The following is a 22,729-nucleotide window of genomic DNA, read 5'->3' on the forward strand; positions in this document are numbered from 1 at the left end:
GTATAATAGTACAGTTAGGGGTGATAGATTTGTTAAAATCAAAAGCACGTTGGAAACCGAAGTCATCGAATGACCAAGCTGAACAATTATTAAGTAAAGAATTACAGATATCCCCTCTTTTAGCAAAATTACTGGTTACACGTGGGGTAACGACAGTAGAGGATGCAAAGAATTTCTTATATGAAGAACAAATGAGTTTTCATGACCCGTTTTTATTAGAGGGTATGGACATAGCGATAGACCGAGTGTTTCAAGCGATAGAAGAAAATGAAAATATATTAATTTTTGGTGATTATGATGCAGATGGAGTAAGTAGTACTTCTGTATTGTATTTAACGTTAAAGGAATTAGAAGCAAATGTAGATTTTTATATCCCAAACCGTTTTAGTGAAGGATATGGACCAAATAAAAAAGCATTTCAGTGGGCGCATGAACAAAATTATTCGTTAATTATTACAGTTGATACTGGTATTTCAGCTGCTAGTGAAGTGGATTTTGCAAATGAACTTGGAATTGATGTGATTATTACTGACCACCATGAACCACCTGAAGAATTACCAAAAGCATTAGCGATTATTCATCCTAAACTTAGTCCTAACTATCCGTTTAAGGAATTAGCCGGTGTGGGTGTTGTGTTTAAATTTGCATCAGCATTATTAGGTAGAGAGCCCGAGGAGTATATGGAGCTTGTTTCAATCGGGACAGTTGCCGACTTAGTGCCACTTGTTGATGAAAACAGATTAATTGTTAAAAAAGGTGTACGTCAGCTAAAGCAAACAAATCGAGTAGGATTGAAAGCTTTACTTGAAATAAGTGGCGTGGCACAAGAATCAATTAGCGAAGAAACGATTGGTTTTGCAATCGGCCCAAGAATTAATGCAGTAGGGCGTTTAGGAGACGCGAAGCCTGCGGTTGATCTAGTATTAGAAACTGATAGACAAGCCGCAAAGACGTTAGCAGAACAAATTGACGTGTTGAATAGAGAGCGACAGGAACTAGTTACTACAATGACTGAGGAAGCGATTAAACAAGTTAATAGCTTAGATAACGCTTGTTCGAACAAAGTAATTATTGTAGCAAAAGAAGGCTGGAATGCAGGCGTAGTAGGGATTGTTGCATCAAAGCTTGTTGATCGTTTTTATAAACCTGTCATTGTTCTAAGTATTGATCATGAAAAAGGCATTGCTAAGGGTTCTGCAAGAAGTATTGAAGGATTTTCATTGTTTGAAAACCTAACAAAATGTAAAGATATTTTACCTCATTTTGGTGGACATACATTAGCAGCAGGTATGACATTAGCGATAGAAGATGTAGAACAATTAAGACAGCGACTAAATGAATTTGCTGATGAAACGATGACAGATGAAGATTTTATTCCACTGAAAGAAGTAGATTTACAATGTCAGGCTAGTGAAGTGTCTATTTCATTTATCAATGAATTAAACCTGCTTTCGCCTTTTGGTATGCATAACCCGAAGCCGGTACTGCAAATACAAGATGTGGAAATTACAAATCTAAAACAAATTGGTAACGAAGGCGCACATTTAAAAGTTCAATTAAAGGAAAGCTCTATGTTTCTTGACGCAGTTGGATTTGGATTTGGACATGTTGTGAATGAGATTGCAAGTGGCTCTAAGATTTCTTGCTTAGGTATGGCATCCATTAATGAATGGAATGGAAAGAGAAAACCACAATTAATGATTCAAGACTTAAGTGTGAACCATTGGCAATTATTCGATTATAGAGGACAAGAACCTCATCGTTTAACATTACCTTCTAATGAACATCAATTTGTGTTTTTACATCAATCTAAAAACGAATATCATCATTTAAAAAATAAATATCCTATTTCCAAATTCGTTTCATATGAATCTGTTCATGAAACGATGATAGATGTTCAAAGTGAATACGTTATTCTCTTAGATTTGCCGAGTTCTGAGCATGACCTAAGAGCGGTATTCCAAAATGGATTATCACAAAGAATATATTTAGTATTTAATCAAGATGAGTTACACTTTTTCTCTCCAATTCCAAGTAGAGAGAGCTTTAAAAAATATTACTCAATTCTTGCAAAGACGAATCCATTTGACATGAGTATGTATGAAATGGCATTATGTCGTAAGATGGGATGGAAAAAAGAACAAGTCGATTTTATGACAAAGGTGTTTTTTGATCTGGAATTTGTTACAATAGAGGATGGGAAAATTCGTTTGTTGCCACAAACTGAGAAGAAAGATCTATCTCAATCAGCTACGTATGCGATCAAACTTGCAAGTATTGAACTGGAACGTTTATTTCTGTACTCAAAATGTGATGAATTAACTACATTTTTTCAAAATATGAAAAGTCATTTTTCCGAAAATGGGGAGGCACTTATTTAATGAATTTTAAAGATTATATTACGATTGTACCAGACTGGCCAAAAGAAGGCGTTCAGTTTAAAGATATTTCTTCATTAATGAATGATGGAAAAGTCTATAAAGCGGCTACTGATAAAATCGTAGAGTATGCAAAAGAAAAAGATGTTGACTTAGTTGTTGGACCTGAAGCGCGTGGATTTATCGTTGGTTGTCCAATTTCATATGCATTAGAAATTGGTTTTGCACCGGTACGTAAACCTGGTAAATTACCTCGTGAAGTAATTAGCTATAACTATGATCTAGAATATGGTACTAACACTTTAACAATGCATAAGGACGCAATTAAGCCAGGACAACGTGTACTAATTACAGATGACTTATTAGCAACTGGTGGTACAATCGAAGCGACAATCAAGCTTGTTGAAGAGCTTGGTGGTATTGTAGTAGGTATTGCTTTCTTAATCGAACTTTCTTATTTAGAAGGTCGTAAAAAATTAGAAGGCTATGATATATTTACACTAATGACTTATTAATATTTAACATAATATAATGTCGTACGATAGGGTACTCTGAATAAATCAGAGTGCTCTTTTTCTATCAGAAACCTGCAAAAAAAATTGAATTTTGACGACTCCTGCTTTACAAAAAACGAAATTTTCACGATAATATAAGAAATAATGATTTAAGGTGATTAAATGGCTAATGAACAAGTTTTGACAGCTGAACAAGTTTTAGAGCAAGCGTCCCATTATTTAAAAGAAGATGATGTGGCGTTTATTAAACATGCTTATGAGTATGCTAGAGATGCGCACAGTGAGCAATTTCGTAAGTCAGGTGAACCATATATAATACACCCTATTCAAGTAGCAGGGATACTTGTTAGCCTTGAGATGGACGCAACCACAATTAGTGCTGGTTTTCTTCACGATGTGGTAGAAGATACTGAAGTATCTAAAGAAGACTTAGAAAATCAATTTGGCAAAGAAGTTTCTATGCTTGTCGATGGCGTTACGAAGCTTGGGAAAATAAAGTTTAAATCAAAAGAAGAACAACAAGCTGAAAATCATCGTAAAATGTTCGTCGCAATGGCACAGGACTTGAGAGTCATTTTAATTAAACTAGCCGATCGCCTTCATAATATGAGAACGTTAAAGCATTTACCTCAAGAAAAGCGAATCAGAATTGCAAATGAAACTTTAGAAATATTTGCACCATTAGCTCATCGATTAGGGATTAATAAAGTAAAATGGGAGCTTGAAGATACAGCTTTACGTTATTTAAATCCTCAGCAATATTATCGTATTGTCAATCTAATGAAGCGTAAAAGAGCCGAACGTGAACAATATTTAGACGAAGTCATCAGCGAGATCCAGTCGCAACTAGAAGATGTAGAAATAAAGCCTGAAATTTCAGGTAGACCTAAACATATATATAGCATTTACCATAAAATGGCAAAGCAGAACAAACAATTTAATGAAATTTATGACTTATTGGCAGTACGTGTAATCGTCAATAGCATTAAGGATTGTTATGCTGTTTTAGGTGTAATCCATACTTGTTGGAAGCCGATGCCTGGTCGATTCAAAGATTATATTGCTATGCCAAAAGCTAATCTTTATCAATCACTTCATACGACTGTAATTGGTCCGAAAGGAGATCCTTTAGAGGTTCAAATCCGTACAAAGGAAATGCATCAAATTGCAGAGTATGGGGTAGCAGCACACTGGGCTTATAAAGAAGATAAATCAAATGTGCCTACTCAGAAATCTTTTGAAAATCGTTTAAGCTGGTTCCGTGAGATTATTGAATGGCAAGATAACTCTACGAATGCAGAAGAGTTTATGGAATCAGTAAAAATGGATTTATTCTCGGATATGGTATTCGTTTTTACACCAAAAGGCGATGTATACGAGTTACCGTTAGGCTCAGTGCCAATCGATTTCGCATATCGAATACACTCTGAAATTGGAAATAAAACAATTGGTACAAAAGTAAATGGAAAAATGGTACCGCTAGATTATAAATTAAAAACTGGCGATATTGTCGAAATTATGACTTCTAAGCATTCATATGGGCCAAGTCAGGACTGGTTAAAGCTTGCTCAATCTTCACATGCAAAAAATAAAATACGTCAATATTTTAAAAAGCAAAGACGTGAAGAGAATGTTGATAAAGGAAAAGAATTAGTTGAAAAAGAAATAAAAGCACTAGATTGCGATATAAAAGAAGTATTAACTTCTGAAAATTTAAAACGTGTTGCTGAAAAGTTTAATTTTTCAAATGCAGAAGATATGTATGCAGCTGTTGGATATAATGGCATTACTGCAGCACAAATTGCACATCGTTTAACTGATAAATTCCGTAAAAGACCAGAAGTGGATTTAGAAGAACGTTTAAAAGAATTGTCTTCAGATCTTAAAAAAGCCCCTTCACGTCGTAAAGATGCTGGTATTTCAGTCAAGGGTGTAGATAATTTACTAATTCGTCTTTCAAAGTGCTGTAATCCAGTTCCTGGGGACGATATAGTTGGATATATTACGAAAGGCCGTGGAGTGTCTGTTCATCGTAGTGATTGTGTAAACATGCTCAATGATAGTGAAGAAGATCGTTTTATCGAAGTAGAATGGGAAGAAAGTCCAACATTTGAACGTGATTATAATGTTGATATTGAAATCTTCGGTTATGATCGTCGTGGGCTTTTAAATGAAGTATTGTCAGTTGTAAATGAAACAAAAACTAATATTTCATCAGTAACAGGTAAAAATGACCGAAATAAAATGGCGACTATTACAATGAGTTTGTCCATTCGAAATATAAACCACCTTCAAAAAGTAGTGGATAAGGTAAAACAAATTCCAGACATTTACTCTGTGCGACGCATTTTCCACTAGAAGAGGAGGTTTAAAACATGAGAGTTTTATTACAGCGTACAAAAGAAGCAAAAGTTGTAGTTGATGGACAAGTAGTAGGACAAATACCTAAAGGATTATTATTACTCGTAGGGATCACTCATGAAGATACAATTGATGATATGAAATACTGTGCTGATAAAGCATTAAATCTTCGAATTTTTGAAGATGGCGATGGCAAAATGAACTTGTCTTTAAAAGAGGTTGAGGGTCAAGTATTATCAGTATCTCAATTCACACTATATGGTGATACTCGTAAAGGTAGACGACCAAGTTTTACAGATGCGGCAAAGCCTGATGTTGCAAATGAACTATACGAACAGTTTAATGCATATATTCGTGAACAAGGCTTCGAAGTACAAACTGGTATTTTCGGAGCTGATATGGACGTATCGTTTACGAACTGGGGTCCGGTTACCATCATGATTGAGAGTTAATTTAATAAAAACGACCTTCTTTCCACAATGTGGGAGAAGGTTTTTTGTTTTGCTCTTAATATCGAATCATTTGTTAAAAAGATATCGCCATGTTGTACTTTTTCTATTTCACATATATTATCGCTATCTTATGAATATAGATAATATATATGGGTTCTATTTTAGAATGCATAGGAGGGTATGAAATGGACTCGATTACAATCATTTTAATCCTGATTGCCGGTGTCATTTTGTTTACAATCCTTAAAAGCTTCTTTAAGGCAATCGTATTTGTTGTGTTAATTCTACTTATTTATTATGGATTAATGTATTTACTAGATGGCTCAGTACAAAGCTCACTTTCTACCTTTACAAAATTTCTTTAACCCATGGAATACTCCATGGGATTTTTATTGGTAAATTGTTAAAGAAAAAGACTTTCAATACTCATTTTATTGGTTTAATCATGCCAAAACTTGGACAAACTAAATATTATGATATTGGAGGGAGACTTTCACCATGAGAATTAATAATCGTAATAGTTTGGGTTCAAATCGTAGAGGTGTTCTTAATATGGATTTTCATGAATTTCAATCAAGAGGACAAGAGTCAAATTCATTAGAGATGGCAAGTGAGTTCGGATTAACGTTAAGAGAAGTGCGCGATCTAAAGAAACAATTAGAACGTTCTTAAAATTTTTCTTTCATGAGTTCTTGACAATTATTGTAACCAAACGTAAGATATAAAATAACATATTGATACATAAAAACTTACCAATGACGGAGAAAAGTATAATAGGATCTCTTGAAGAGAGAGGAAATGTCGTGGCTGAGAGCATTTCCACAAGTAGACTATTTGAAAGACACTCCAGAGGCTTTATTCTGAAAGAGTATTCTAGTAAGGATAAACGTAATCGGCGTTAACGATGAAAGTGGAAGGATGATGATTCATTCTTCAATTAGGGTGGTACCACGGGCTTATAACTCTCGTCCCTACTGTTTTATTTCAGTAGGCACGGGAGTTTTTTGTATATATAGGTTTAATTTAGGAGGATTCACAATGTCGATTAATATTCCAAGAGGTACGCAGGATATTTTACCTGGTACAGTTGAGAAATGGCAGTATATTGAAAAGTTTGCTAGGGACTTATGCAAACGATACAACTACAATGAGATTCGTACACCGATGTTTGAACATACGGAAGTATTCTCAAGAGGTGTAGGTGATACGACGGATATTGTACAAAAGGAAATGTACACATTTACTGACCGTGGTGATCGTAGTTTAACTTTACGTCCTGAAGGTACTGCATCAATTGTACGTTCATATGTAGAAAACAAAATGCACGGAAATAGTAATCAACCAACAAAATTATATTATATTGGACCAATGTTCCGTTATGAGCGTCCTCAAGCAGGGCGATATCGTCAATTTGTTCAATTTGGAATAGAGGCGCTAGGTAGTAATGATCCATCGATTGATGCAGAGGTTCTTGCATTATCAAGGGATTTATATCGTGGACTTGGATTGAAAAATATTAAACTTGTGATCAATAGTTTAGGTGATTTAGAAAGTCGTAAAGCTCACCGCGAAGCACTTGTTAATCACTTTAAACCTGTTGTGCATGAGTTATGTGGTGATTGCCAAAACCGTTTAGAATCTAATCCACTTCGCGTGTTAGATTGTAAAAAAGACCATAATCACCCTTCAATGAAATCGGCACCTTCAATACTTGAGTATTTAAATGAAGAATCTGTGAAGTATTTTGAAGATGTTCAATCTTATTTAACTGCAATGAATATTCCTTTTGAAGTGGATCCGAATTTAGTTCGTGGTTTAGATTATTACAATCACACTGTATTTGAAATCATGTTAGAAGGAAAAGGGTTTGGTTCAATCTCTACGTTAAGTGGTGGTGGCCGTTATAATGGCTTAGTTGAAGAATTTGGTGGACCAAATACACCTGGTATGGGCTTTGCTTTAAGTATCGAGCGTTTATTATTAGCACTTGAGTCAGAAGGAATTGAACTTCCGATTCCACAAGAAATGGATGTATTTTTAATCGCTTTAGGTGATGAAGTGAAAAAAACTGCTACTTCATTATTATATCAATTGCGTAAAGCTGGTCTTGTGTGTGAAAAGGATTACCAAGATCGTAAAATAAAAGGACAATTTAAAGCAGCTGAGCGTTTTAAAGCTAAATATGTTGCTGTATTAGGTGAAGAAGAATTATCTCGTGGAGTCATCAATTTAAAAGATCAAGAAACGGGAGTGCAAGAGGAAGTTGCATTAGATATATTTGTAAAATACGTTAGCTCTAAATAATGAACTGGGGGATATGGAAATGGAACAACGAACGCATTTATGTGGTCAATTAAGAGAATCACATATTGGTCAAAGTGTAACACTAAAAGGTTGGGTTCAAAAGAGACGTGACTTAGGAGGATTAATATTCATCGATTTACGTGACCGTTCTGGACTCGTACAAATTGTATTTAATCCTGAATTATCTAATGAGGCTTTGACATTAGCTGAAACTGTTCGTAACGAATTTATTCTTCAAGTGGAAGGAACAGTAGTTTCTCGTGGAGAAGGTACAGTAAACAATAATTTAGAGACTGGTGCAATTGAAGTTTCTGTTGAAAAACTAGAAATTATCAACAAAGCAAAAAATCCTCCATTCGCTATCGAAAATAAAACTGAAGTTGCAGAAGATCTGCGTTTAAAATATCGTTATTTAGATTTACGTCGTCCTGTTATGTATGACACATTTAAATTACGTTCAAAAATTACAAAATCGGTACGTGATTTCTTAGACGGAGAAGACTTCTTAGAAGTTGAAACACCAATTTTAACGAAGAGTACACCAGAAGGCGCTAGAGATTACTTAGTACCAAGTCGTGTACATCCTGGTGAGTTCTATGCATTACCGCAATCACCGCAAATTTTCAAACAATTATTAATGGTTTCTGGTTTTGAGCGTTATTTCCAAATTGCTCGATGTTTCCGAGATGAGGATTTACGTGCTGACCGTCAACCTGAGTTCACTCAAATTGACATTGAAACTAGTTTCCTTTCTCAAGAGGAAATTATGGAAATGACAGAAAGAATGATGGTTAAAGTAATGAGCGAGACAAAAGGAGTGGATTTAGTAACTCCACTACCTCGAATGAGTTATGAAGAAGCAATGAATCGTTTTGGTTCTGATAAACCAGATACTCGTTTTGGCTTAGAATTAATCGACGTTTCTTCATTTGCAAAAGAAAGCGGATTTAAAGTATTTACTTCAGCTGTAGAAAATGGTGGCCAAGTAAAATGTTTAAACGTTAAAGGTCAAGCAGCTAATTACTCTCGTAAAGATATCGATGGTCTTCAAGATTATGCTTCTCGATACGGTGCAAAAGGTCTTGCATGGCTAAAGCTTGAAGAAGATGGATTTAAAGGACCAATCGCAAAATTCTTTAGTGAAGAAGAATTTGCGACATTAAAATTAGCTGTAGAAGGTGAAGTTGGAGACTTAATCTTATTTGTGGCTTCTGACGCTTCAGTTGTTGCAAATAGTTTAGGTGCACTTCGCTTAAAATTAGGTAAAGAATTAGACTTAATTGATCAATCTAAATTTAATTTCTTATGGGTTACTGATTGGCCATTACTTGAGTACGATGCAGAGCTAGATCGTTATTTTGCTGCTCACCATCCATTTACATCACCAGTTCGTGAAGATTTAGCGAAATTAGATAGCGATCCAGGTAGTGTTAAAGCTCAAGCTTATGACTTAGTATTAAACGGCTATGAGCTTGGTGGAGGATCTGTTCGTATTTACGAAAGAGATGTACAAGAAAAAATGTTTAAGTGCCTAGGTTTTTCTGAAGAGGAGGCACAAGCACAATTCGGTTTCTTAATGGAAGCATTTGAATACGGAACACCACCACATGGAGGTATTGCATTAGGTTTAGATCGTATTGTTATGCTACTTGCGGGACGTACAAACTTACGTGACACGATTGCATTCCCAAAAACAGCATCAGCAAGTTGTTTATTAACAAATGCACCTAGTCCAGTTTCTGTATCACAATTAGAAGATTTATCTTTAAAAACAACTGTAGAAGAGTAAAATAAAACGGAAGGATGAAAGGAGAAATTTCCTCAAATCCTTCCATTTTTCTTGTATTGTTTTCTTTATTCTTTAAAAATAACTTGTTTTTTTAATTCATGCTTGATGAAAACAATATATATCATGTATATTTAAATCATTGTATTCTGATTAAGTTAGTGGGAGTTGAATGGATGTTACACCAATTTTCTCGTAATGAGCTTGCATTTGGTAAAGCAGGTTTAGAGCGATTACAAAAAAGTACGGTAGCAATTTTAGGTATTGGCGGAGTTGGCTCATTTGCAGCAGAAGCATTAGCACGTTCAGGAGTCGGCCGTTTAATTCTAGTTGATAAAGATGTAATTGATATCACGAATGTAAACAGACAGATTCACGCATTATTATCAACTGTTGGTGAACCGAAAGTAGAAATGATGAAACAACGTATTCAAGATATTAATCCTGAATGCGAAATTATTACACATAAAATGTTTTATACAGAAGAAACTTATGAAAAGTTTTTTGAAATTCCTTTAGACTATGTAATTGATGCTTCTGATACAATTTCATATAAAATACATTTGATAAAAGAATGTCGTCGTCGTGGAATTCCACTTGTTTCAAGTATGGGTGCTGCAAATAAAATGGATCCAACTAGATTCAAAGTTGCTGATATTTCTAAAACAACTCATGATCCAATCGCAAAGGTAATCCGAACAAAGCTTAGAAAAGAAGGGATCCATAAAGGCGTAACAGTAGTCTTTTCAGATGAGAGTCCGATTGTCATCCGTGAAGATATTCGTAAAGAAATTGTGCCTGATGAAAATACAAAAATTCGTAAAGCGAAAATGCCTCCTTCATCTAATGCATTCGTTCCGTCTGTTGCTGGTTTAATTGCTGCTAGTCATGCTGTTCGTGAATTAATTAAGGATATTGAAATTAAACGTGTTGGTAAAGAATAAAGACTGTAGGAATTTATTTCCTACGGTTTTTTTGTTTAAAAATGGCATACTTTAGCCATTCAAATACTTAAAAAAGCTACTTGTATCCTTGAGTAAAATCCAAAATTCTTCTTTGCAAAGTAAACCGAGGAAATTTAAAAATATATTGCATATGACTAAACAATTTAGAAATACTACCTCAATAAGGAGGTGTGTGACTTTGAAAAAAAGCTTAAGACTGATTGGTCCTTTTGTAATTTCAGTTGCACTTTTAACTGGTTGTAATAGCTCTAGTGATGATCAAAAAAGTGAGAAACAACAGCGAGTTGATAATTTATCGAATAAAATAAATACAAACTATAAAAAGAATAATGGTGTCGTTGAAAAAGACGGGAAGGTCGACAAAAACGGTGTCGTGAATGATAAAGAATCAAGAAAAATGAATAATAAATAAAAAATAACCCCAGATTTTGAATTCTGGGGTTATTTTCTGACTTAAAACAGTTTGACGATTTGTGAAGCCCATTAGGGGTAAAAGTAATTTCTAAAACGCTAATCTTCAAAAGCCTCAGAAGACAAACGTATACGATCAATCTGACATTCAATTCTGTGTACTTTGTTTACCAATTTTACATATTTACATCATTTTGCTTTGTACTTTTTTTACGTTTTTTTATTAGCGTTCTCCCTATATAAGAAATAGCTACTAATACTAATACTAGCATGAGTATTTCAGCAAAATTTAATTTAAAATATTTTGCACCAGTGACTATTAATAGTGTAGATATTGTACCTTTCACAATAAAAAAGATCAGAACCCATAATCCGCCTTTTTTCCAATTCATTTTGTTACTCCTCACTGTTACACATTCATTATTACATTTTCATTATACAGTAGGAATGTTGATAAAAAAATGAATAAAGTATGACAATTAATTAACGACTAGCCATCAATTTATAATATTTTTTAAAAAGCTTTGATTTTCTTTGATTGAGGTTTTTAGCTGTGAAATCTTAACGATTAGTTCCTCATTTGCTTTTTGCAGCATGTTAATCGAATGTTTAAGTTGGATATTTTGATCGGATAGTTGAAGATTACTTTCATATCTCCTTAAAAATAAAATGACTTTTTCTAAATCAAGATCTGTCTTTTTAAGTGGATTACTACTTGCAGTATGATTCATTTTTTGTTTTCTCAATAATTGGTATCTCGAAGCACAGGCAGCTTTTGAACGGTTAATGATATTTGCAACAGTTACAAATGCATCTTGCTTAGATTTTCCTTTTTTTAAATAGTTTTCAACTAACTCTAAAAGCGTATCCTCATCCTCTGTTGACCACTTTGTTTTTTGTGTATTCATATGACACCTCTTTACATCTTCTATCAATAGCTTGACCATTTAAACAAATGGAAATGAGAAAAAATTTTAATCCAAGATGAAAAATGTTTCCAATTCAATTACAATAGAGTAAATAGTTTGCTGAAATAGGAGGGCGAAAAATGAGTCATGAACCTCTTGCATATCGGATGAGACCAAGGACAATTGATGAGTTAATTGGTCAGGAACAAATAATTGGTAAAGAATCAGCTTTATATCGACTAATTCAAAATGGACGAGTTCCTTCAATGCTAATACATGGAGAACCGGGAATCGGTAAAACATCCTTTGCATATGCAATTGCTGGTACTATAGATAAAAGATTTGTAACGGTAAATGCAACAACATCAGGTAAGAAAGAGTTAGAAGATATCGTGCATGAAGCAAAAATGTTTGGTGAAATTATTTTATTTGCAGACGAAATTCATCGTTGGTCAAAATTACAACAAGATTATTTACTGTCTTATGTTGAAAGTGGATTTATCACATTGATTGGAGCAACAACGGAAAATCCATATCATGATGTTAATAGTGCGATTCGAAGTCGTTGTAACCATATTTTAAAATTAGATCCACTTTTACCAAAGCATATATATAAATTACTAGATCGTGCATTAAGAGACGAGGATAGGGGATTAGGTCATTTACAAATCCAAATATCCGAAGAACAAATTTTAAAAATTGCACACGGTGTAAATGGAGATGCGAGATCATCTTTAAATATACTAGAATCAATTGTATTTGGTTCTCCAAAGGAATCAGATGGAACGATAATTGTTCAAGATGAAATTATTGAGGAATTTTTAAGGTCTAAAGGATTTAATCATGATAAAAATGGTGATTTTCATTATGACACCTTATCTGGGTTCCAAAAGAGTATACGTGGTAGTGATGTAAATGCAGCCCTTTATTATTTAGCAAGACTAATTGAAGCCGGAGATTTGACGAGCATTTGTAGACGATTAACTGTTATCGCTTATGAAGATATCGGATTAGCTGGTGATCCTTGGAAAGTTGTCTTAGCTTGTGAGGCAGCAAAACAAGTCGGTTTTCCAGAGGCAAGAATTATCCTTTCAAATACTGTTATTGAACTTTGTTTATCATCTAAATCCAATTCGAGTGTGTTAGCGATTGATCGTGCATTAGGAGATGTCAGAAGTGGTTTGCATGACGACATACCTGCTCATTTAAAGGATAGCCATTATGCTGGAGCAAAAGATATGGGACATGGTGTTGGATATGTTTATCCACATGACCACCCATTAGGAAACTTTGGTGGTTGGGTAAATCAACAGTATTTACCCGACAGATTAGTTAACCAAGTGTATTATAAGCCAAAAGAAGCAGGTAACGAAAAGCGATATGGAGCAATCTTTGAGAAGCTTGAACAATTTAAAAAGGTACAAAAAAAGGAGAGTTAGCATAGCGCTAATTTCTCCTTTTTATTTTAAGCACTTAAATCATTTTCATATACATCGATAATTGGTTGCTCGACTAAATGGTTTGTGAGCATTTGGATTTCAGTCATTAACTGTGAAGTGTTAACAAATGTTGAGGGGATTGCTAAGATTTCATTTTCATCCTTATCATAAAAAACGATATATTTAACTTTCAGCTGATACGCAGCCATTTTTCCTTCGTTTTTTCCCCATTTCCGAAGCTCAGTGGTCATTCGGTAAATTTTATGAAGCTCAATTGTAATACTTTCATTTGCCTTTATGAATGTTAATTGTCTTCTTTTTAGAATGACTTTTGACTCTTTTCGAAGTTTGATCGTTGCATAAACTTTGAAAAGAAATACGCCCCAGAGTAATGCTAATAGTAAGAAGTAAATCGGATCATTGTTTGAAAATGATGTCCACGTACGAACAGCTGAAATAAATCCGAGAACAATAGTACCGTAATGCCAATTCGGTTTGGACTCTAAAATTACTTCTGAATCATGTTTGGCATAGTCATCCTTGTTAAATTGTTCAAGCTGTTGAATATGTTCAACTTCTGATAATTGATTCCAGCTAGTAAAAGTAGTGATTGTATCTTCAAACATTTTTGGACTAGGAATCTGTTCAGTCAAGTATGCACCAACATATCCTGCCATCCAGCCCTTTTCAGCCCAATCATCCCGTTGACTTTTAAACTTAACAAGATAATAAGTAACCTTTTGTCCGTAATAATCAGTTGTATCATGTCGTTTCACGACTTCAATTTCATCAGGTACCATACCAAATTCATCATGATCAACTAAGTAATGGAAAAAACGATTTTTTACAAAGCTATGTTGTATTTCTTCATTAATTTTATAAAAATGTTCTTTTGAACTTTCACTTAATCTAGTATAGAACCAAACGCACGCTTCAATATTGTAAGCACAAGATTCAATTGTTTCACGAGACACATTATATCCACGTTCAAGTAATGAAATAACTGCATCAACTTTTAAATAGGCATCTTTAAATTGTAGTGCTTCAAGTAAATATGACTGAATCTCATCATCAAAAAAGTATTGCATTAGTTGGAGATAAATACCCATTTCTGAGCGGATCATAGCATATGACTCTTTCCATGCTTGATAAACGAATTGTAGACTATAATCCTGGTCATATGATAAATACGCAACTCTTTTATGTTGGTAATTTCGTTTTATCTGATCCATAATTAGGTTCTTTTCATCAATCGTTAAAGACAAATCTACTCCACTATTTCTTAAACATAAAAGCATCATATGGAAAATTGAAGCATTAAGATTATCATCTTTAAGTAATGGTATGAATTTTTTTACTAACTTTGGAGCCCACTCTGTTTCCTCAAAGATATATGCTACATCTATTCCTAATTCATATTGTTTAGAATGTTTTTCAATGATTCGAATATATGCATCTCTTGCAACATCTGTTTTAATCGTAATTAATAAATAGAGCGCCTGGAGTTTTGCACGTTCACTATAACGTTCAAAGTTTTTTTCTATAGGCTTAACTAAATCTGAATGAGGATATTCAGAACAGAAACCAACTAAATGATAGCTTCCGTCATCCCAATCTTCCAATGAATTTGGGAAGCTTTTACCTGCTGCTTCTAATAGATAAATTAATGAATCGAGATAAACATCCTTATGAAGAGACTTTCTAAGTTGGTCAATTCCTTTTGCTCGGTTGTAAAGATCTGTTGATGATAGTTTTTTAACAATTTGTTTAAATTTGGTTTGTATGGCCAACTTAACACCTCCTCTAGCTGCCTTTCAATACAAATATAACATAAGTGGAAGGGCGGGATATAGAGGAACTAATAGTATGATAGTACAGTAATTTTACTAACCCTCATGGGACTCTTACCTTATTTTTTGTCACAATTGGATATATTTAACAAATTCTTTTGATAATTTTTTTTTACGCTCTTATAATAATAGAAACAAGCAGTCTATATGAAAAAATCGTTCTCGTTTAATCCTAATGTCTCTTTCGTCAACTTTCCCATTTTCGAAGGATATTAGGAATTCTTTTTGCATTTAAACTTTATGAGGAGGATGAAAATGGTCAAGCTCTATGTGTTGGCACTTGTCATTGGTGGAGTAACCGGCTTAATTTTTCACGTCCTGTTTAACAAAGGGACAATCATGCTTCCTGTAAAACGAAAAAAGGGCTTCTTCTTAGGGTTTCTTGCAGATATACTATTCGGAGCAACAGCTGCTGCATTGTTTGTTTCATTATTTATTCCTGAAAATATGCTGAAAGATATGCGAATGGTGATTGGCTATTGTATTTTAGCAGGTCTCTCTTCACAGAGCTTTTTATTAAGCAGAGCACTCAATACTGAGCGTGAGAGGGTGTCTTCGCTACACAACATATCGAAACAAATTGTGTAAAAACCTTATTATTTTCTTAACAGAATTGAAGGAGGCAGATATGTTGAAGCAAGCACTCACACCCGAAGAGAAAGCGATTTATCTTGAATTATTACAGGATTTAATCAATGCCGGTACTGAGTTAGAAATTAAAAGAATTGAAGAGGAAATACTCAAGTTTTTATGTAAAGCAAGAGAATTGCCAATCAATATAGAAGAGATAGACGAGAAAGCTGCTACGGCACATTATATCCGTGCGGGAATCTTGAAAAATTAAATGATTTAAGAGATAATACACTTTTCCAATTGGATTAGTGTATTTTTTTTAGAAATGTGAAAATGCTTTTTAAATAGTGTACAATAATTGTATAAATACTGTATTAGATAAGGTGTAAAATAGATAAAATGATTGAAATAAGTTATTGAACGGAGTGAATAGATGAAAATTTCAACTAAGGGAAGATACGGATTAACAGTAATGATTGAGTTAGCTAAAAGATATTGTGATAAGCCAATTTCTTTAAAAAGTATTGCAAATGCACAAAATCTTTCAGAACATTATTTAGAGCAAATTATTTCACTGCTACGTAATGCAGGACTTGTAAAAAGTATTCGAGGAGCATATGGTGGGTATATTTTAACCAAGGAGCCAAATGAAATTTCTGCGGGAGAAGTTATTTCTGCTTTAGAAGGATCTTTATCTCCAATCGAAAATATTGAAGACGAAAATCCAGCGCAAAGAGAACTATGGACTCGAGTGCAAAAAGCAATCAATGATGTTTTAGACCACACAACTCTTGAAGATTTAGCAAAATTAGAATCAGATGATTTAAATGGATATATGTTTTATATTTAATAGAATTGCATTCAAATCGGAATTTGAATGCTTCATCAAGAAAGGATTATGAGAATGGAACGTATTTATGTAGATCATGCAGCGACTTCACCTATGCACAAAGAGGTAATTGATATAATGGTTATTGAAATGAACGAAACCTTTGGTAACCCTTCTAGTATCCACTCTTTTGGTCGACAAGCTCGCCAAAAAGTTGATACAGCTCGTTTAGTATGTGCAAGTAGTATTGGTGCGAAAGTGAATGAAATTATATTTACAAGTGGCGGAACGGAAAGTGATAATTTAGCCATTAGAGGTGCTGTATATGCGAATCAAAAGTTTGGTAAGCACATTATTACCTCTGCGATAGAACATCATGCTATATTACATACATGCCAAGCACTTGAAAAAGAAGGTTTTGAGGTAACGTATTTGCCAGTAGATCATACCGGGCGAGTGAATATAGAGGATGTTAAGTCTGCATTACGTGAAGACACAATTCTTGTATCTATTATGATGGTAAATAATGAAATTGGAACTGTTCAACCGATTCAAGAAATTGGAGAAATCCTAAAAAATCATAAAGCATTGTTTCATACAGATGCTGTTCAAGCATACGGGTTAATTCCAATAGATGTGAATGAATTAGGGGTAGACTTTTTATCCATATCTTCACATAAAATTAATGGACCTAAGGGTGTAGGCTTTTTATATGCGAGAGAAAATGCCACATTTTCACAACTACAATTCGGTGGTCAACAAGAACGTAAACGTCGAGCAGGGACTGAAAATGTACCTGGAATCGTAGGTTTAGCAAAAGCAGTAGAATTGATTCAAGACGAACGAGAAGAGCGAGTTGAAAATTACTTGCGATTCCAAGAAATATTTATAAGTGATTTAAAAGAAAACAACATTCGGTTTGAAAAAAATGGAAACGAGACGTTTTTTGCTCCACATGTGTTAAACTTATCATTTGATGATATTTCGATTGAATCGTTTTTAGTTAATTTAGACATAGCAGGAATTGCAGCTTCGAGTGGTTCAGCTTGTACAGCTGGTAGCGTTGATCCTTCACATGTACTTGTTGAAATGTTTGGAATTGATTCACCTAAAATTCGTTCTTCAATCCGATTTAGTTTTGGTTATGGAAATACAGAAGAGCAAATCCATGCTCTTGCTAAACGTGTTACTTCTATCGTTCAACGATTAGTTAAATGAGTGAATTTTTCTAAATACAGTAAGAGTATGAAAGAAGAGTTGGTTATAAAGGAATGGAAATTAACATTCTTTTTTAACTGAGTCAAAATATAAAAAATGCGAGGTTGGAAAAATGATAAATAGAAAAGATCCAAAAGACACTCGCGTAGTAGTAGGAATGTCAGGTGGGGTTGATTCATCTGTTACGGCATATTTATTAAAAGAGCAAGGTTATGATGTCATTGGTATTTTTATGAAAAACTGGGATGACACTGATGAATTTGGCGTATGTACAGCTACTGAAGATTATGAAGATGTAATTGCAGTATGTAATCAAATTGGTATTCCTTATTATGCAGTGAATTTTGAAAAACAATATTGGGATAAAGTATTCACTTATTTTTTAGATGAATATAAAAAAGGACGCACACCAAATCCAGATGTAATGTGTAATAAAGAAATTAAATTTAAAGCATTTCTTGAACACGCGATGACACTAGGAGCTGACTATGTAGCAACTGGTCATTATGCCGGAGTTGATTATCGTGATGGTGAATATAAAATGCTTCGTGGTATAGATAGTAACAAAGACCAAACTTACTTTTTAAATCAACTTGGACAAGACCAGCTTTCAAAAGTAATGTTCCCACTTGGCGAATACACTAAGCCTGAAATTCGCAAAATTGCCGAAGAAGCAAACCTAGCAACTGCTAAGAAAAAAGATAGTACTGGAATCTGCTTTATTGGAGAACGAAACTTTAAAGAATTCTTAAGTAATTATCTACCGGCTCAACCAGGTGATATGATGACGATGGACGGCGAATTTAAAGGTAAACATGATGGACTAATGTATTATACAATTGGTCAACGTCATGGACTAGGTATTGGTGGGAATGGAGATCCTTGGTTTGTTGTAGGTAAAGATCTTGAAAAGAACATCTTACTTGTAGAACAAGGCTTCCATAACGAACTTCTATATAGTAATGAAGTGTTAGCTTCTGATATTAGTTGGACTTCTGAGTTACCAAAAGAAGCTTCATTTACATGTACAGCAAAATTCCGTTACCGTTCAGAAGATAATGAAGTAACTGTTGAAATATTGGATAATAACTCTGTTAGAATTTTATGCCATGAAAAAATCCGCGCCATTACACCAGGACAAGCAGTTGTATTTTACGACGGTACAGATTGCCTAGGTGGCGGAACAATTGATCGTGCATTTATTGATGGTAAAGAATTAACGTATTTAAGATAAGACAAAGTAAAATGACCCCATCCATATAGGTTGGGGTTGTTTTTTTATCATAGATGGTCTTTGAAATGTATCTTACTGTATGATAGTGTTAAATACATATGGGGTTTAGAATAATTGAAAGAAAAATACATAGAGGTGTTACAAATGACGAATTTTGAACGTGGTGTTTCTGCTTTACAGGAAGGTAATCTAGAAGAAGCAGCCAATTATTTGACGAAGGAAATTGAAGAAAATCCAACTAATTCATTAGCGTATGTAAACTTTGGACAGTTATTACTGACAATGGGTGATGTTGAACGCGCTTGTCGTTTTTTTGAAAAAGCTTTAGAAGTCGACCCAGAATTAGCTGCAGCTCATTATGCTGTAGGTACAGTTTATTTTGAAGATGGAAAATTTGAGTTAGCAAAGAATCATTTTCAACATTGCGTAAAACTTGGTATGGATGATAGCGATGTTCATTTTATGATCGGCCTTTGCTGTGTGAATAATGGGGAAGACCGTTTTGCACTTCCATTTTTCCAATGTGCAATTGAATTAGATGAGTCAGATATTGATGCATTATTTCAATATGGATTAACGCTAGCGAAATTAGAGATGTTAGAAGAAGCTAAGCAAAGCTTAGATAAGGTTTTGGCACTTGACGAGAGTCATTCTGATGCACATTACAATTTAGGGATTATTGATATGTTTAATGATGATGTAGAGGGTGCGAAAGAACACTTTGAAAAGGCGATAGAACACCAACATGATCATATACTAGCAATGCATGCATTAAAAGTAATAGAAAATAAAGAGTAAAAAATAACATGAACAAGTCAGGTCTGGAGGTGGAACCCTAGTGCAGGCACAAAATGAGATGGAATTGTTTGTAGATGAAACTCCGTATATTAAAGGTAATGTAACAACAGTTATCTTTTATAATGCTGAAAATTTCTATACAGTTGCCAAAGTAAAAGTCGTTGATACAAACTTGTCGAACTGTGAACAGGAAATAACAATTACAGGAAACATCCCTCGTATGAATGAAGATGAATCCTATACATTTAAAGGAATTTTAAAAGATCACCCTAGATATGGTAAACAATTTCAAATTTCATCTTTTGCCAAAGAGCTTCCATCAACTAAAAAAGGCGTTATTCAATATTTATCTTCAGATTTGTTTAAAGGTATTGGAAAACGAACAGCTGAAAAAATCGTTGAACATTTAGGTGAAGGTGCCATTAATAAAATATTAGATAATCCAGATAGCCTGGAATCAGTACCACAACTACCGAAAGCAAAAGCAAAAGACATATATGAAACGATTTTATCTCACCAAGGCTTAGAGAAAGTGATGAGCTTTTTAAGCGGTTATGGAATCGGAACTGCTTTATCAATCAAAATATATAAAACATATAATGAATCGACATTAGAGGTCATTCGAACAAATCCATTTAAACTAATTGAAGATGTTGATGGAATCGGCTTTGGTAGAGCTGATGAAATTGGTCGTGCGATCGGAATTACAGGTAATCATCCTGACCGTATTAGAGCAGGGTGCGTATATGTATTAGAGCATTTATCGATGCAGGATGGGCATGTCTATATTACACAAGATCAATTTATAGACGAAACAAGAGTGTTATTAATGAAACAAGATCCAGAGCTAGTGGAGGCTGTCGACATTTCTCGGGAAATGAATCGATTAGTGGCAGATGGAAAACTTGTATTAGAAGATGACAGAATTTATTTAGCAGCATTATTTTATGCTGAAAAGGGTATCGTTAAAGCAATTCAAAAGCTATTGAGTGAAGCGCCAGATTTAGGTGAAATGACAGATAGTCGATTTAAAAAAGAATTAGAAACGCTAGAAGCAACAATGAATGTACGATATGCTCCTTCTCAAGCTGAAGCAATAAAGAAGGCTGTTGAATCTCCAATGATGGTTTTAACTGGAGGTCCAGGTACTGGTAAAACGACAGTTATAAAAGGAATCGTAAATCTGTTTTCAACAATCCATGCTTTATCTCTTGATCAACATGCTTATCCTAAGGACGTTCCATTTCCATATTTACTTGCAGCACCAACGGGAAGAGCTGCAAAACGTATGAGCGAAGCAACCGGTTTACCAGCGGTGACAATTCACCGTTTATTAGGTTGGACAAGAGAAGGCGAATTTAGCCATCATGAGGATAATCCACTAAATGGAAAATTACTGATTATTGATGAGTTTTCAATGGTTGATGTTTGGTTAGGTAATCAATTACTGAAAAGCATACCTCAAGGGTGTCAGGTTATCTTTGTAGGTGACGAAGATCAACTTCCATCGGTTGGGCCAGGACAAGTCTTGAAGGATTTATTAAATTCTGGAACGGTACCAACGGTAAGGTTGAAGGACATTTATCGTCAGTCTGAAGATTCCTCGATTATTACAATGGCACATTATATAAAAGATGGAAAAATTTCAGAGGATTTATTTCAGCAAAAAAAAGACCGATCATTTATTGGCTGTTCAAGTGGGCAAGTTGTAGAAGTTGTTAAAAAAGTATGTGAAAATGCAAATAAAAAAGGTTTTCCAGTTAGAGATATCCAAGTATTAGCACCAATGTACCGTGGCCCAGCTGGAATTGACGCATTAAATCAAGGTCTACAGGAAGTATTTAACCCAAAACGAGAAAAACAGCGAGAAATGAAATTTGGTGATACGACTTTTAGAACAGGTGATAAAGTACTCCAATTAGTAAATGTTCCTGAGAATAATGTTTTTAATGGTGACATGGGAGAAATCGTTAATATTTTTTTTGCTAAAGAAAATGTTGAACAACAAGACATCATCATTGTTTCCTTTGATGGAAATGAGGTTACTTACACTAGACCAGATTTTACTCAGCTAACATTGGCTTATTGTTGTTCAATTCATAAATCACAGGGTAGTGAATTTGATATTATTGTTCTACCAATCGTAAAAAGTTATTATCGAATGCTTCGCAGAAATTTAATTTACACTGCAGTAACAAGAAGTAAAAAATTTCTTATTTTATGTGGTGAACAAGATGCCTTTATTCAAGGAATTGGGCGGACCGACGACGGACAACGCCAAACAACCCTTTGCATGAAACTAAAAGGGATTGAAAATGCAGAGATTTCATTAGATGATGAGTTACCTTTTAAGTTATCTGATGAATTACCAAATCTTTCTCCTTATGATTTTATGTAATTGACCAATAATACTTAGTGCAAGACGATTCCTGTAATTTACGTATATTTTCCTTTTTACTTGGCCACAATGCTTAGAAAGATTGCCTTTTTTAGGCTAAGGGAGCGAGCGTTGTGATTTGTCCAAATTGTCAAAGTAAAGACTTGGGTAAAATTGGTGTAAATCAATATTATTGCTGGGGATGTTATATAGAACTTTCAATTAATAAAGGCATGATTTACACGCACCAAGTTGAAGAGGATGGTACGTTAAGTTCGTTAGATGACTTATTCGACGAAGAGGATCGAAAACTTAGTATGTAGGAGTGATT

At 34.2% G+C, this 22,729-nt stretch carries 22 protein-coding genes and 1 other annotated feature; of the genes, 19 read left to right on the forward strand and 3 right to left on the reverse strand.

All coding sequences use genetic code 11. The annotated features are described in order from the left end of the window. The first annotated feature begins 29 nt into the window (after window positions 1–29). The 10 genes from recJ (at window position 30) to ACX6U0_RS08855 (ending at window position 11,173) form a co-directional block, all read left to right on the forward strand. On the forward strand, window positions 30–2,381 hold the full coding sequence (gene recJ, locus ACX6U0_RS08810) for a single-stranded-DNA-specific exonuclease RecJ (RefSeq protein WP_464959592.1): 2,352 nt from the start codon (window positions 30–32) through the stop codon (window positions 2,379–2,381). Then, entirely contained in the window at window positions 2,381–2,893 is a 513-nt protein-coding gene (locus ACX6U0_RS08815) for an adenine phosphoribosyltransferase (protein WP_464959593.1), read from the forward strand. The genes recJ and ACX6U0_RS08815 overlap by 1 nt, the downstream gene beginning before the upstream one ends. 162 nt (window positions 2,894–3,055) lie before the next feature. Beyond that, window positions 3,056–5,251, forward strand: a complete 2,196-nt coding sequence (locus tag ACX6U0_RS08820; protein ID WP_464959594.1) for a RelA/SpoT family protein — start codon at window positions 3,056–3,058, stop codon at window positions 5,249–5,251. A 17-nt stretch (window positions 5,252–5,268) separates the two neighbouring features. Further along, window positions 5,269–5,706 (forward strand): D-aminoacyl-tRNA deacylase, encoded by a 438-nt coding sequence (dtd, locus tag ACX6U0_RS08825; RefSeq protein WP_464959595.1) that lies wholly within the window; start codon window positions 5,269–5,271, stop codon window positions 5,704–5,706. 185 nt (window positions 5,707–5,891) lie between these two features. Continuing rightward, window positions 5,892–6,071: a hypothetical protein gene (locus tag ACX6U0_RS08830; protein WP_464959596.1), complete on the forward strand. Its 180-nt coding sequence runs from the start codon at window positions 5,892–5,894 to the stop codon at window positions 6,069–6,071. A gap of 133 nt (window positions 6,072–6,204) precedes the next feature. Next, entirely contained in the window at window positions 6,205–6,378 is a 174-nt protein-coding gene (locus ACX6U0_RS08835) for an RNA polymerase subunit sigma-70 (protein ID WP_087998648.1), read from the forward strand. 74 nt (window positions 6,379–6,452) lie between these two features. Further along, window positions 6,453–6,682 (forward strand) — a binding site (T-box leader). A 62-nt stretch (window positions 6,683–6,744) separates the two neighbouring features. Beyond that, on the forward strand, window positions 6,745–8,010 hold the full coding sequence (hisS, locus tag ACX6U0_RS08840; RefSeq protein WP_464959597.1) for a histidine--tRNA ligase: 1,266 nt from the start codon (window positions 6,745–6,747) through the stop codon (window positions 8,008–8,010). Window positions 8,011–8,029: 19 nt separating this feature from the next. Beyond that, window positions 8,030–9,799: an aspartate--tRNA ligase gene (aspS, locus tag ACX6U0_RS08845; RefSeq protein WP_464959598.1), complete on the forward strand. Its 1,770-nt coding sequence runs from the start codon at window positions 8,030–8,032 to the stop codon at window positions 9,797–9,799. A 173-nt stretch (window positions 9,800–9,972) separates the two neighbouring features. Further along, window positions 9,973–10,740, forward strand: coding sequence for a tRNA threonylcarbamoyladenosine dehydratase (locus ACX6U0_RS08850; protein WP_464959599.1), 768 nt, complete (start codon window positions 9,973–9,975; stop codon window positions 10,738–10,740). Window positions 10,741–10,939: 199 nt separating this feature from the next. Continuing rightward, window positions 10,940–11,173 carry a hypothetical protein gene (locus ACX6U0_RS08855; protein ID WP_464959600.1) on the forward strand — a complete coding sequence of 78 codons (234 nt, stop codon included), beginning with the start codon at window positions 10,940–10,942 and terminating at the stop codon, window positions 11,171–11,173. 175 nt (window positions 11,174–11,348) lie between these two features. Here ACX6U0_RS08855 and ACX6U0_RS08860 read toward each other — a convergent pair whose 3' ends face one another. Both ACX6U0_RS08860 and ACX6U0_RS08865 read right to left on the reverse strand, forming a co-directional pair. Next, window positions 11,349–11,564 (reverse strand): hypothetical protein, encoded by a 216-nt coding sequence (locus tag ACX6U0_RS08860; RefSeq protein WP_464959601.1) that lies wholly within the window; start codon window positions 11,562–11,564, stop codon window positions 11,349–11,351. Between the two features lie 105 nt (window positions 11,565–11,669). After that, the gene (locus ACX6U0_RS08865; protein WP_464959602.1) at window positions 11,670–12,080 is read right to left on the reverse strand and encodes an SANT/Myb-like DNA-binding domain-containing protein; all 411 of its coding nucleotides are present in this window, start codon (window positions 12,078–12,080) and stop codon (window positions 11,670–11,672) included. A gap of 140 nt (window positions 12,081–12,220) precedes the next feature. Between ACX6U0_RS08865 and ACX6U0_RS08870 the strand changes: the two genes are divergently transcribed. Next, window positions 12,221–13,519 carry a replication-associated recombination protein A gene (locus ACX6U0_RS08870; protein ID WP_464959603.1) on the forward strand — a complete coding sequence of 433 codons (1,299 nt, stop codon included), beginning with the start codon at window positions 12,221–12,223 and terminating at the stop codon, window positions 13,517–13,519. Between the two features lie 26 nt (window positions 13,520–13,545). On the opposite strand, the gene ACX6U0_RS08875 is transcribed toward ACX6U0_RS08870, so the two are convergent. Then, entirely contained in the window at window positions 13,546–15,309 is a 1,764-nt protein-coding gene (locus ACX6U0_RS08875; RefSeq protein ID WP_464959604.1) for a hypothetical protein, read from the reverse strand. Window positions 15,310–15,624: 315 nt separating this feature from the next. On the opposite strand from ACX6U0_RS08875, the gene ACX6U0_RS08880 reads away from it, so the two are divergent. The 8 genes from ACX6U0_RS08880 to ACX6U0_RS08915 all read left to right on the forward strand — a co-directional run bounded on the left by ACX6U0_RS08880 (window position 15,625) and on the right by ACX6U0_RS08915 (window position 22,721). Continuing rightward, window positions 15,625–15,957, forward strand: coding sequence for a DUF4257 domain-containing protein (locus ACX6U0_RS08880; protein ID WP_464959605.1), 333 nt, complete (start codon window positions 15,625–15,627; stop codon window positions 15,955–15,957). 43 nt (window positions 15,958–16,000) lie between these two features. Further along, entirely contained in the window at window positions 16,001–16,213 is a 213-nt protein-coding gene (locus ACX6U0_RS08885; protein WP_464959606.1) for a hypothetical protein, read from the forward strand. A gap of 162 nt (window positions 16,214–16,375) precedes the next feature. After that, on the forward strand, window positions 16,376–16,792 hold the full coding sequence (gene cymR, locus ACX6U0_RS08890) for a cysteine metabolism transcriptional regulator CymR (protein ID WP_087998659.1): 417 nt from the start codon (window positions 16,376–16,378) through the stop codon (window positions 16,790–16,792). 54 nt (window positions 16,793–16,846) lie between these two features. Then, window positions 16,847–17,989 carry a cysteine desulfurase family protein gene (locus tag ACX6U0_RS08895; protein ID WP_464959607.1) on the forward strand — a complete coding sequence of 381 codons (1,143 nt, stop codon included), beginning with the start codon at window positions 16,847–16,849 and terminating at the stop codon, window positions 17,987–17,989. Window positions 17,990–18,101: 112 nt separating this feature from the next. After that, window positions 18,102–19,223 carry a tRNA 2-thiouridine(34) synthase MnmA gene (gene mnmA, locus ACX6U0_RS08900; protein ID WP_464959608.1) on the forward strand — a complete coding sequence of 374 codons (1,122 nt, stop codon included), beginning with the start codon at window positions 18,102–18,104 and terminating at the stop codon, window positions 19,221–19,223. A gap of 144 nt (window positions 19,224–19,367) precedes the next feature. Then, the gene (locus ACX6U0_RS08905; RefSeq protein WP_464959609.1) at window positions 19,368–20,021 is read left to right on the forward strand and encodes a tetratricopeptide repeat protein; all 654 of its coding nucleotides are present in this window, start codon (window positions 19,368–19,370) and stop codon (window positions 20,019–20,021) included. Window positions 20,022–20,061: 40 nt separating this feature from the next. Beyond that, window positions 20,062–22,419: an SF1B family DNA helicase RecD2 gene (gene recD2, locus ACX6U0_RS08910; RefSeq protein ID WP_464959610.1), complete on the forward strand. Its 2,358-nt coding sequence runs from the start codon at window positions 20,062–20,064 to the stop codon at window positions 22,417–22,419. Window positions 22,420–22,532: 113 nt separating this feature from the next. Then, window positions 22,533–22,721: a hypothetical protein gene (locus ACX6U0_RS08915; RefSeq protein ID WP_087998664.1), complete on the forward strand. Its 189-nt coding sequence runs from the start codon at window positions 22,533–22,535 to the stop codon at window positions 22,719–22,721. The last annotated feature ends 8 nt before the right edge of the window (window positions 22,722–22,729 follow it).

The sequence above is a fragment of the Gottfriedia sp. ABJ_BB2_2 genome (assembly GCF_055484705.1).